Here is an 11989-nt window from a genome sequence, read left to right as displayed (position 1 = left end):
AATGTAGTAAGAACAACAACATTTGACCTGCAGTACAGATACCAGTGGTGGGTCTACCCTGCCATTAGTAGGATACGACCTTGTGAACCCGGCCCGTGCTTGCACGAATTGGCCGACTCCCCGACCGAAGGAACCCGAATGGACCGCGTGCGCAACCTCCTGGAGCAGATTCAGGGCCGTCTCGACGAGCTGAACAAGGCTGAACGCAAAGTCGCCGAAGTCATCCTCGCCGCCCCTCAACAGGCCACCCGCTTCAGCATCGCCGCACTGGCCCAGGCGGCCAAGGTCAGCGAACCGACGGTCAACCGCTTCTGCCGCTCCTTCGGCGTCAGTGGCTACCCGGAACTCAAGCTGCAACTGGCACAGAGCCTGGCCAGCGGTGCAGCCTACGTCAGTCGGGCGGTGGAGCCCAACGATGATCCGGCGGCGTTCACGCAAAAGATCTTCGGCAGCACCATCGCGTCCCTCGACAGTGCCTGGCAGCAGCTCGACCCGGTGCTGATCAGCCGCGCCGTGGACATGCTGATCCAGGCCCGGCAGATTCATTTCTTTGGCCTCGGGGCCTCGGCGCCGGTGGCGCTGGATGCCCAGCACAAGTTCTTCCGCTTCAACCTCGCGGTGTCGGCGCATGCCGATGTGCTGATGCAGCGCATGCTGGCGTCGGTGGCGCATACCGGGGATCTGTTCGTGATCATTTCCTACACCGGGCGTACCCGTGAGCTGGTGGAAGTGGCGCAACTGGCCCGGGACAACGGCGCCTCGGTGCTGGCCCTGACCGCCGCCAACTCGCCACTGGCCCGGGCCAGCAGCCTGAGCCTGAATATCCCGTTGCCGGAAGATACCGATATCTATATGCCGATGACTTCGCGGATCATCCAGCTGACGGTGCTGGATGTGCTGGCGACGGGCATGACCTTGCGCCGCGGAGCGGATTTCCAGCCGCATCTGAGGAAGATCAAGGAAAGCCTGAATGCCAGTCGGTATCCGCTGGATGATGAGTTGGGCTGATCCGGAATTTGCAGTGTTCTTGAGGGCCCTATCGCTGGCAAGCCAGCTCCCACAGGTTCCGTGTGCACCGCGAACCCTGTGGGAGCTGGCTTGCCAGCGATGAGGCCCTGAAGGTTTGTAAACTTACTACAAGGTTGCCTCAGAACGAGCTCTGCACCTTGATCCCCGCCACCAGTGCATTGTCCACCTCGTCCACCCCGCCCGGGCTCTTGATGTACTGCAGGTTCGGCCGCACGGTCAGCCAGCCGGTGACGTGGAAGCCGTAGTACAGCTCGGCGTTGTACTCGCTGCGCTGGATCGGCACGAAGGCCGGGTTGTCGTAGTCGTCGATGCCATTGCCGGCATTGATCAGCTCCGCCCGTTTCTTCACGTCATCGTTGACGTGGATCCGCGCCACGCCGACGCCGATATCGTCCTTGGGCCGCCCGTCGAACGCGCCTTTGTACACCATCCCCACCTGCTGGTAGTTGTCCACCACGTTGGTGTCCTTGTCGTGCACGGTAAAGTTGGCGAACAGGCTCAACCCGCGATTGGCGTCGCCCTCGTGCGCGGTAACCTGCTGCTGCGCCACCACCCACCAGCCGTGCTTGCTCGAATGGCTTTGCGACGGGTCGCGAATGTCGTCAGCCTTGGCCGTGCTGTAGTAGTACCCCAGCCGGTACTCACCCGGCAGCCCGCCGACCCGGGGCGACCAGACCAGCTCCACCGGCAGGATCATGCCCTTGGTCCCGCTGCCGCTGAGCTTGAAGCCGTTGCCGGTTTCCAGATTCGACGGATTCTGCTCGAACACCCCGACCTGGGCGAAGAACTCCGGGGTGAGGTTGTACTTGACCCGCATCGCCCACTGGCTGACCGGCCAGTTGTACCAGATGCCGCCGACCCAGTTGCCGACCTGGGAGCCACAGAACGCCAGGTTCTGGAAGTCGCAGGGGAAGCTGTTGAAATCCTCGCCCTCGCCAAAGCGCCCGACCTTCACATCGAGGGCGCCATCAAAGTACTTCTGCTTGACCCACATCTGCGTCAGCCGCCAGGTCTGGCCGCGGCCCCAGACCTCCTGCACCGAGCTGAACTGCCCGGCACGCGGGTCGCTGATGCGGTCGTTGGACAGGTTGCGCCCGCTGCGCTCGGTGATCGCCAGCTTGAACTCGGCGTCCTGCCAGCCAAGGATCTTCTGCAGGTCGAGCTTCATGCCCAGGGCGAACTGGTCGCTGTAGCGCGCGGTACGGTCGTCGTTGTAGCCGCCGTGCAGGTTGGTGGCCGCCTCGCCGACATAGTCGAGGGTAAAGTCGTAGCCCTTTTCCAGCAATTCGGTACGGGTCCCGCCCCAGTCGCCGGTCATCCATTTCGACGACGACTCGAAGGCCCCGGCGGCCAGCGCCGGGTTGCTCGCCACCGCCACCAGCACGGCCAGCGGGATCACTCCTGAAGTGCGCTTGAAGTACTCCATCCGTTATTTCCTCGGTTTCTTGTTATCGATGGGGATTCGTGTACAGCGGGCGAAGCACCGATCGCGCCCAGGCGTTCGCCGCTGGCAGCGTCGAACAGCAGCACCCGGGCGGGATCGAATTGCAGGGTCAGGCTGTCGCCGACCCGTGCCGGGACATCCGGCGGCAGGCGGCAGCAGACCTTGGTCTGGTTGAGGGTGACGAACACCAGCAGGTCCGGGCCGGTGGGCTCGGTGATCTGCACTTCGGCACGGATGCTCGGCAGGCCGTTGCCTTCGCCGGGCGCCAGGCTGATCTGCTCCGGGCGGATACCCAGGATCACGTCACGATCCTCCAGCCCCGCCTCGCTCAGTCCCAACGGCAGCTCGCAGCGCGCCTGGCCGCTGTCGAGCAGCGCCTGCAGGCGCCCTTCGCGGCGTTGCAGGCGCAGCGGAATGAAGTTCATCGGTGGCGAGCCGATGAAGCTGGCGACGAACAGGTTGGCCGGATCGTTGTAGATCTGCTGCGGCGTGCCGAATTGCTGGATCAGCCCGTCCTTCATCACCGCTACCTTGTCGCCCAGGGTCATGGCCTCGATCTGGTCGTGGGTGACGTACACCGTGGTGGTTTTCAGGCGCTGGTGCATCAGCTTGATCTCGGTGCGCATCTCCACCCGCAGCTTGGCGTCGAGGTTCGACAGTGGCTCGTCGAACAGGTAGATCTTCGGCCGCCGCGCCAGCGCCCGGCCCATGGCCACGCGCTGCTGCTGGCCGCCGGAAAGCTGGCCGGGTTTTCGCGACAGCAGATGCTCGATCTGCAGCAGCCGCGAGACCCGCGCCACTTCCTCGTCGATGGCCGCCGCCGGCATCTTGCGGATCTTCAGGCCGAAGGCGATGTTGTCGCGTACGTTCATGGTCGGGTACAGCGCGTAGGACTGGAAGACCATGGCGATGTCCCGGTCCTTGGGGCTCATGCCGCTGATATCGGCGTCGTCCACCAGGATCGCCCCGCCGCTGATCTGCTCCAGCCCGGCGATGCAGTTCATCAGCGTGGATTTACCGCAGCCGGACGGGCCGACGAGGATCAGGAACTCCCCGGAATCGATCTTCAGCTCGATGTTTTTCAAGGTGTCCGGCAGCCCGCTGCCGTAGCTCTTGTTGACGTTGCGCAGTTCCAGCGTTGCCATGCTTCACCCCTTGACCGCGCCGGCCGTGAGCCCGCGCAGGAAGTATTTGCCCGCAAGGACATAGACCAGCAGGGTCGGCAGGCCGGCGATCATCGCCGCGGCCATGTCGACGTTGTATTCCTTGACCCCGGTGCTGGTGTTGACCAGGTTGTTCAGGGCCACGGTGATCGGTTGGGCGTCGCCGCTGGCGAACACCACGCCGAAGAGGAAGTCGTTCCAGATCTGGGTGAACTGCCAGATCAGGCAGACCATGATGATCGGCACCGACATGGGCAAAAGGATCCGCCCGAAGATCATGAAGAACCCCGCCCCGTCCAGCCGCGCCGCGCGCACCAGGGCCTCCGGCACACTGCAGTAGTAGTTGCGGAAGAACAGCGTGGTGAAGGCCAGGCCATAGACGATATGCACCAGCACCAGGCCGGTGGTGGTGCTGGCCAGGCCGAGCTTGCCGAGGGTGAAGGAGGCCGGCAGCAGTACGGTCTGGAACGGCAGGAAGCAGCCGAACAGGAGCAGGCCGAAGAACAGCTGCGAACCGCGGAAGCGCCACATCGACAGGACGTAGCCGTTGAGCGCGCCGAGCAGGGTCGAGATCAGCACGGCCGGCACGGTGATCTTCACCGAGTTCCAGAAGTAGCCGCCCACGGTGTCCCAGGCCTTGATCCAGCCGATCCCGGTGACCACTTCGGGCCAACTGAGCAGGTTGCCGGTGCGGATGTCCTCGGGGCTCTTGAAGCTGGTCAGGAGCATCACCAGCAGCGGGATCAGGTACACCGCGCAGGCCGCCAGCAAGGTCGCGTAGATGGCAATGCGGGAAGCTCTAGTCATGGCGCTTGCCTCGCAGCTCCGAGTACAGGTACGGCACCAGGATCGACAGGATCGCCCCCAGCATCAGGATCGCGCTGGCCGAGCCCATGCCCATCTGGCCACGGCTGAAGGTGAAGGAATACATGAACATCGCCGGCAGGTCGGAGGAGTAGCCCGGGCCGCCGGCGGTCATGGCCGCCACCAGGTCGAAGCTCTTGATCGCGATATGGGCGAGGATCATCAGCGCGCTGAAGAACACCGGGCGCAGGCTCGGCAGGACGATGCGCAGGTAGATCACCGGCAGGCTTGCGCCATCGACCTGGGCGGCGCGCACGACGGACGAATCAACGCCACGCAGGCCGGCGAGGAACAGCGCCATGACGAAGCCCGAGGCCTGCCACACGGCGGCGATCACCAGGCAGTAGACGGCCCGGTCCGGGTCCACCAGCCAGTCGAAGCGAAAACCCTCCCAGCCCCAGTCGCGCAGCAGCTTGTCCAGGCCCAGGCCGGGGTTGAGCAGCCATTTCCAGGCAGTGCCGGTGACGATCATCGACAGCGCCATGGGGTACAGGTAGATCGTGCGGATAAAGCCTTCGCGGCGGATGCGCTGGTCCAGCAGCACGGCCAGAAGCACTCCGACCACCAGGCTGATGGCGATGAACAGGCCGCCGAACACCAGCAGGTTCTTGCTTGCCACCCACCAGCGGTCGTTGTCCATCAGCCGTGCGTACTGGGCCAGGCCGACCCACTTGTAGCTGGGCATGAAGCTGGAGTTGGTGAAGGACAGGATGAAGGTCCAGAGGATATAGCCGTAGAAGCCCACCAGCACGATGAGCATGCTCGGGGCCAGGACCAGTTTCGGTAGCCAGCGCTGGAGAGCGTCCAGGGGGGAGGCTCGCCGCTGGGCGATTGCAGTGGTCATGATCGGGGATCTCCGGTGTTTGGGAGGGCCTCATCGCTGGCAAGCCAGCTCCCACAGGTTCAGCGGTACATTGTGGGAGCTGGCTTGCCAGCGATTGGGGCTACCTGGCCGCCTTGATCGCCGCGTTAAGCTGCTTCACCGCCGTCGCCGGCTCGGCCTGGGGATCGTTGAGGAAGTTGGTCACTACATCGAAGATCGCCCCCTGCACCGCCAGGGTCGTGGCCATGTTGTGCGCCATGCTCGGTTGCAGGCCGTCGCCCTTGGCTGCTTCCTTGAAGTCCGCCGCCGACTTCCGGGTGCAGGCGTCGAACGGGCTCATGTCCATGTCCTGGCGCACCGGCAGCGAGCCCTTGTTCTGGTTGAACACGGTCTGGAACTGCGGCTCCAGGGCGACCTTGGCCAGGTCGTTCTGCGCCTTGATGTCGTTGGCATCCTTGAGCTTGAACATCGCCAGCGAATCGATGTTGTAGGCGAAGCTGCCCTGGGTGCCGGGGAAGGCCACGCACTGGTAGTCCTTGCCCGCCACCTTGCCGGCGGCGCTCCATTCGCTCTTGGCCCAGTCGCCCATGATCTGCATGCCGGCCTTGCCGTTGATCACCTCGGCAGCGGCGATGTTCCAGTCACGCCCGGCGCGGTTGGGGTCCATGTAGGTGCCGAGGCGCTTGAGGGTGGCGAAGGCCTCGGTCATCTGTGGCCCGGTCAGGGTCTTCTCGTCCAGCTCGACGAAGGCGGCGTGATAGCCCTTGGGCCCGAGGATGCTCAGGACCAGGTCCTCGAACACCGTGCTGTCCTGCCACGGCTGGCCGCCATGGGCCAGGGGAATGAAGCCGGCGGCCTTGAGCTTGTCGGCAGCGGCGAAGAGTTCATCGAGGGTAGTGGGCACCTTGGCCCCGGCCTTGTCGAACACCTGCGGGTTGATCCACAGCCAGTTGACCCGGTGGATGTTCACCGGCACGGCGACGTAGTGGCCGTCGTACTTCATGATGTCGGCGACCTGCTTCGGCAGCAGGTCGTCCCACTGGTTGGCGGCGGCCACGTCGTCCAGTTCGGTGAGCAGGCCGAGGGCGCCCCATTCCTGGATATCCGGGCCCTTGATCTGGGCGGCGGAAGGCGGGTTGCCGGAGATGGCGCGGGTCTTCAGCACGGTCATGGCCGCGGCACCGCCGCCACCGGCGACGGCGTTGTCCTTCCAGATGAAACCATCTTTCTGGATCTGCTGCTTGAGGGTCTCGACGGCCTTGGCTTCGCCGCCGGAGGTCCACCAGTGGAGAACGTCCACGGTGCCGGGATTGTCGGCGGCCAGGGCAGAAAGGGGGAACAGCGAGGCGAGGGAAACGACGGCGGCGAGACGGGTGATCGCATTCATCGGGAAAAGCCTTTTTGTTGTTTTGCCTGGAGTCTAAACAGGGGATCTGAGGGTGGAGGTAACGAAGGGATGCGGGAATGTCACCAGGCAGTGACATTGGCTGTGATCCTTCAGGCCTCATCGCTGGCAAGCCAGCTCCCACAGGTTCCGCGTCGCTCACAAATTTTCTGGCTGGCCCAGAACCCTGTGGGAGCTGGCTTGCCAGCGATAGGGCCCGGAAGATCAATCAAGATATCTAGGCAGGCTCAGGCTCACTCTCAACCCACCCTCCCGCAGATTCCTCAGGCTCACCTCTCCGCCATGGCTATGGGCAATATTCCTGGCAATCCCCAACCCCAGCCCATACCCCTGCTGTTTCCCGGCCAGGCGGAAATGCGGCTCGAACACCTGCTCCAGTTGCTGCGCCGGCACCCCCGGCCCTTCGTCATCGACGTGCAGCACGAAGCTGTCCTCGCCATCGATGATCCGCAAGTGCGCACGCTCACCGTACTTCAGGGCGTTGTCGATCAGGTTGCCGATACAACGGCGCAACGCCAGCGGCTTGCCCGGATAGGCCGTCTCGGCACGCCCGCGGACGGTCACCCGGCCACTGGCAAGGTACGGCTCGACCAGGCATTCCAGCACCTGGTTCAGATCGATGGCTTCGATGTTCTCGTGGATATCCGTGTCCTTCACGCATTGCAGCGCGCCCTTCACCAGCATCTCCAGCTCATCCAGATCCCGCCCGAATTTCGCCTGGACCTGCTCGTCCTCCAGCAGCTCGACCCGCAGGCGCAAACGGGTGATGGGCGTACGCAGGTCATGGGAAATCGCGCTGAACAATTGGCTGCGCTCGGTGAGATAACGGCTGATGCGCTCATGCATGGCATTGAACGCCCGCCCCACTTCCTCCACCTCACTGCCGCCGCCCTCCACCACCGGCGCCACATCCGCGCCGAGGGACATCTCCCGCGCCGCCAGGGCCAGGCGCTTGAGCGGCCGGCTCTGCCAGTGCACCAGCAGGCCGATGAACAGCAGCAGGAAGAAACTGGTCAGGCCGATGAAGAGGATCTGCTGGCGCGGCAAGCCTTCGTCTTCGAGGGTGGTGTAGGGCTCCGGCAGCAGCGAGGCGATATACAGCCATTCACCTTCGGCCAGGCGGATCTGGGTCACCAGCACCGGCGGCTCCACCGGCTCCAGGGTCAACGCGTAGTGGGCCCAGGAGCGCGGCAATTCATCGAGCTTGAGGCCGCTGTTGAAGATCCGCAGGTCCTGCGGACTGACGAACTCCACCGAGATGCGCATTTCGCCCAGGCGCTGGCGCAACACCTCGTCCACCGCCGCAATCACCGCCTCCTTGCGCGGCGTGCTGGGCAGCACCTGCATGTCCAGCGGGCGATCGTTCAATGACACGAAGAAGCGCGTGCCGCCCATGCTGCGCAACTGGTCCAGCACCAGCGGCCGGTAGGCCAGGGGCAGCGAGCGGAAATAGCTGACGCTGGCGCTCATCGAATGGGCCAGGCTGCGGGCGCTGGCCACCAGGCCCTCGCGCTGGCTGGCGCGCAGTTGCGAGAGCCATATCAGGCTCGACAGGCCCTGGGCGAGCAGCACCACCAGCAAGGTCAGCAGCAGCATCCGCCCCAGCAGCGAACGCGGCAGCGGCAGGCGCCAGCGGCGCTCAGTGCGACGCAGCAACACTGGCCGCCAGCAGGTAACCACTGCCACGCACGGTACGGATCAGCCGCGGCGGCTTGTCGGTGTCGCGCAGGCGCTGGCGCAGGCGGCTGACCGCCATGTCGACGATGCGGTCCAGCGGCATCGGCTCGCGACCACGGGTGGCATTGCCGATGGTGTCGCGATCGAGGATCTGTTGCGGATGATCGAGAAACAGCTTGAGCAGGGCGAAGTCGGCCCCGGAGAGAATCACTTCCTCGCCATCGCGGTGGAACAGGCGATGGCTGATGGTATCCAGGCGCCAGTCATCGAACGCCAGCACCTCGCCGCCCGGGGCCTGGAACCCGGCCCGGCGCAGCAGCGCCTTGATCCGCGCCTGCAGCTCGCGGGGGCTGAAGGGCTTGCCGAGGTAGTCGTCGGCGCCCAGCTCCAGGCCGATCACCCGGTCGGCTTCGTCCGAGCTGGCCGTCAGCATGATGATCGGCACCTGCGCCTGGCGCGGGTGCTGGCGCACCCAGCGGCACAGGCTGAAACCGTCCTCGTCGGGTAGCATCACATCGAGGATCACCAGGTCGCTGCCCTCGGCATCCAGCGCCTGGCGAAAGGCCTGGCCGTCGGCCACGGCGCGCACCTGAAAACCGCAACGGCTCAGGTAGGCGTCCAGCAGTTCACGGATGTCCTGGTCGTCATCCACCAGCAGAATCGACTTGCTCACTACAGCGGTCCTTGTCTTGCCCGTGGGTCACACCTTAGACGTTCCCGCCAGCGCCTGCTGCAAGGCCACGCCGGCGCCGAGCAGACCGGAGAATTCGGCGGTCACCAGCCACACCGGGATGTCCTTGAAATAGCCGCTCATGCAGCCCTTTTCGGCGAAGCTTTCGGCAAAGCCGCTGCGCAGGAACAGGCGGCTGAAACGCGGTACCACGCCGCCGACGATATACACGCCGCCACGGCCGCCGAGGGTCAGCACATCGTTGCCGGCGACCCGGCCGAGGAAGCGACAGAACTGCTCGATCACTGCCAGCGCCAGGGGATCGCCGGACAGCGCGGCGTCGGTGATGGCGGCGGGGGTCGTCAGGGTCGGCGCATGGGCGTCGAGGGTGCAGATCGCCTGATACAGGCGCAGCAGGCCGCCACCACTCAATACGGTCTCGGCACTGACATGCCCGGTATGTTCGGAAATGGCCTGGCGGATCGCCGCCTCCCGAGCATCGTTCACCGGCAGATCGACATGCCCGCCCTCCCCCGGCATGGCCAGCCAGCGGCCCTCTTCCAGACGCAGCAGACTGGCGACACCCAGGCCGGTGCCTGGCCCGATGATCAATGCCGGGCGGGTCAGGTCGGCCTCGCCGGCACACACGCTGACCCGCTCCTCCGGACGCAGCCGGGTCATGCCCAGGGCCATGGCCGAGAAGTCGTTGATCAGCAGCAGGTGCTCGATCTGCAGGTTGGCGCAGAAAGTCGTGCGGTTGATCCGCCAGTGGCTGTTGGTGAAACGAAACTCGTCACCGGAGACCGGCCCGGCCACCGCCAGGCACACCGCTTCCAGTTCCCCCTTGGCTATGCCATGGGCCTGCAGATACACACCGATGGCCTGTTCCGGGCTGCTGTAGTCCGCCGTCGGAAAAACCTGCACATCATGCAGGGCATCGTCGCGCCAGAGGGCGAAACGGGCGTTGGTACCACCGAGATCACCGACCAGCGCAACCTTCATTTCAGGCCCTCCAGTGCCTGGGTGAAGGCGCTCGCGCCCTTCTCCGCCGGGCTGAAGGCCTGACGCATGAAACCGAAGAGTTCGCGACCACAGCCGAGGTCGTTGCCCAGGGGGGCGGGCGGGATCTCGCGGGAGGCCAGCTCTTCGTCCGAAACCCGCACCAGCAGGCTGCCGGTGACGCCATCGACACGCACGATATCGCCATCGCGCACCCGCGCCAGCGGTCCGCCGTCATAGGCTTCCGGGCAGACATGGATGGCCGCCGGGATCTTGCCCGAGGCGCCGGACATGCGCCCGTCGGTAACCAGCGCGACCTTGAAGCCACGGTCCTGCAGCACGCCGAGGAACGGGGTCATCTTGTGCAGCTCGGGCATGCCGTTGCAGCGCGGGCCCTGGAAGCGCATCACGGCGACGAAGTCGCACTCCAGCTCGCCGGCCTTGAACGCATCGGCCAGGGCCTGCTGGTCGTGGAAGACCCGAGCCGGGGCCTCCACCACCTGATGTTCGGGCGCGACGGCGGAGACCTTCATCACACCACGGCCGAGATTGCCTTCCATCACCCGCAGCCCGCCTTCCGGCGAGAATGGCCGGGCCACGGGACGCAGGATGGATTCATCGAGGCTCTGTTGCGGACCGTCACGCCAGACCAGCCTGTCGCCATCGAGGAACGGCTCCTCGACATAGCGGCGCAGGCCATGGCCGGCGACGGTATTCACATCCTCATGCAGCAACCCGGCATCCAGCAGTTCGCGAATCAGGAAGGCCATGCCCCCCGCCGCCTGGAAGTGGTTGATATCGGCCTTGCCGTTCGGATAGACGTGGCACAGGGTCGGCACCACCTCGGACAGCTCGGCCATGTCCTGCCAGGTCAGCTGGATGCCGGCGGCCTGGGCGATGGCCGGGATATGCAGGGTGTGGTTGGTGGAGCCGCCGGTGGCATGCAGGGCCACCACCGAGTTGACGATGACCTTCTCGTCGACGATTTCGCCGATCGGCATGAACGCGCCATTGGCCTTGGTCAGGCGGGTGACCTGCTGCGCCGCCGCCACGGTCAGGGCATCACGCAGCGGCGTGTACGGATTGACGAAGGAGGCGCCCGGCAGGTGCAGGCCCATCACTTCCATCAGCAACTGGTTGGTGTTGGCGGTGCCGTAGAAGGTGCAGGTGCCGGGGCTGTGGTAGGACTTCATCTCCGACTCCAGCAGTTGTTCGCGCGTGGCCTTGCCCTCGGCGTAGAGCTGGCGTACCTCGGCCTTTTCCTTGTTGGAAATCCCCGAGGGCATCGGCCCCCCAGGGACGAACAGCATCGGTAGATGACCGAAGCGCAGCGCGCCCATCATCAGGCCGGGGACGATCTTGTCGCAGATGCCGAGCATCAGCGCCGCATCGAACAGGTTGTGCGACAGCGCCACGGCGGTGGACATGGCGATCACCTCGCGGCTGGCGATGCCGATCTCCATGCCCGGCTCGCCCTGGGTCACGCCGTCGCACATGGCCGGCACACCGCCGGCGAACTGGCCGACCGAGCCGATCTCGCGCAGGGCCTGCTTGATCTGCTCGGGGTAGTGCTCGTAGGGCTGGTGCGCCGAAAGCAGGTCGTTGTAGGCGGAGACGATGGCGACGTTGGCCGAGTTGCTCAGGCGCAGGGTCTGCTTGTCGTCGGCGCCGCATCCGGCCACGGCGTGGGCGAAGTTGGCGCATTGCAGGCGGGCGCGCATCGGGCCGTCGCTGGCAGCGCCGCGGATCAGTTGCAGGTAGCGTTCACGGGTGGGACGGCTGCGGGCGATCAACCGTTCGGTGACCTCGACAATACGCGGATGCATGAACTCGACTCCAGGCTAAACGGTGGTTGCGACTCTCTGGCGGTTTCCCCTTCCAAACGATTGCGCCTAGGCTGAAGGACAGGCAATGG

10 protein-coding genes are annotated in these 11989 nt (G+C 65.1%); 1 reads left to right on the top strand and 9 read right to left on the bottom strand.

Annotated features, from left to right (window positions below; all coding sequences use genetic code 11):
* The first annotated feature begins 147 nt into the window (after positions 1-147).
* Entirely contained in the window at positions 148-1008 is an 861-nt protein-coding gene (locus tag PSEMO_RS31010) for a MurR/RpiR family transcriptional regulator (protein WP_178392090.1), read from the top strand.
* A gap of 139 nt (positions 1009-1147) precedes the next feature.
* On the opposite strand, the gene PSEMO_RS31005 is transcribed toward PSEMO_RS31010, so the two are convergent.
* From PSEMO_RS31005 to edd, 9 genes are all read right to left on the bottom strand, one after another.
* Entirely contained in the window at positions 1148-2455 is a 1308-nt protein-coding gene (locus tag PSEMO_RS31005) for a carbohydrate porin (RefSeq protein ID WP_075806670.1), read from the bottom strand.
* Positions 2425-3618 carry an ABC transporter ATP-binding protein gene (locus PSEMO_RS31000; RefSeq protein ID WP_075806669.1) on the bottom strand — a complete coding sequence of 398 codons (1194 nt, stop codon included), beginning with the start codon at positions 3616-3618 and terminating at the stop codon, positions 2425-2427. Before PSEMO_RS31000 ends, PSEMO_RS31005 begins: the two co-directional genes overlap by 31 nt.
* 3 nt (positions 3619-3621) lie before the next feature.
* Positions 3622-4443, bottom strand: coding sequence for a carbohydrate ABC transporter permease (locus tag PSEMO_RS30995; RefSeq protein ID WP_075806668.1), 822 nt, complete (start codon positions 4441-4443; stop codon positions 3622-3624).
* Positions 4436-5344: a carbohydrate ABC transporter permease gene (locus tag PSEMO_RS30990; protein WP_075806667.1), complete on the bottom strand. Its 909-nt coding sequence runs from the start codon at positions 5342-5344 to the stop codon at positions 4436-4438. The genes PSEMO_RS30995 and PSEMO_RS30990 overlap by 8 nt, the downstream gene beginning before the upstream one ends.
* 100 nt (positions 5345-5444) lie before the next feature.
* Positions 5445-6710, bottom strand: coding sequence for an ABC transporter substrate-binding protein (locus PSEMO_RS30985; protein ID WP_075806666.1), 1266 nt, complete (start codon positions 6708-6710; stop codon positions 5445-5447).
* A gap of 222 nt (positions 6711-6932) precedes the next feature.
* Complete coding sequence (locus PSEMO_RS30980; protein ID WP_178392089.1) at positions 6933-8348, bottom strand: ATP-binding protein; 1416 nt, start codon at positions 8346-8348, stop codon at positions 6933-6935.
* 19 nt (positions 8349-8367) lie between these two features.
* On the bottom strand, positions 8368-9078 hold the full coding sequence (locus tag PSEMO_RS30975; protein ID WP_075806664.1) for a response regulator: 711 nt from the start codon (positions 9076-9078) through the stop codon (positions 8368-8370).
* A gap of 27 nt (positions 9079-9105) precedes the next feature.
* A complete protein-coding gene (locus PSEMO_RS30970) occupies positions 9106-10077 on the bottom strand; it encodes a glucokinase (protein WP_075806663.1) in 972 nt (323 codons plus the stop codon).
* Positions 10074-11900: a phosphogluconate dehydratase gene (edd, locus tag PSEMO_RS30965; protein WP_075806662.1), complete on the bottom strand. Its 1827-nt coding sequence runs from the start codon at positions 11898-11900 to the stop codon at positions 10074-10076. Before edd ends, PSEMO_RS30970 begins: the two co-directional genes overlap by 4 nt.
* Between the last annotated feature and the right edge of the window lie 89 nt (positions 11901-11989).

It is taken from the genome of Pseudomonas putida (assembly GCF_001941965.1).
GTDB classification, from domain to species: domain Bacteria; phylum Pseudomonadota; class Gammaproteobacteria; order Pseudomonadales; family Pseudomonadaceae; genus Aquipseudomonas; species Aquipseudomonas putida_L.
Note: the sequence above shows the minus strand (reverse complement) of the source record. Positions and strands in the feature narration are given on the sequence as shown.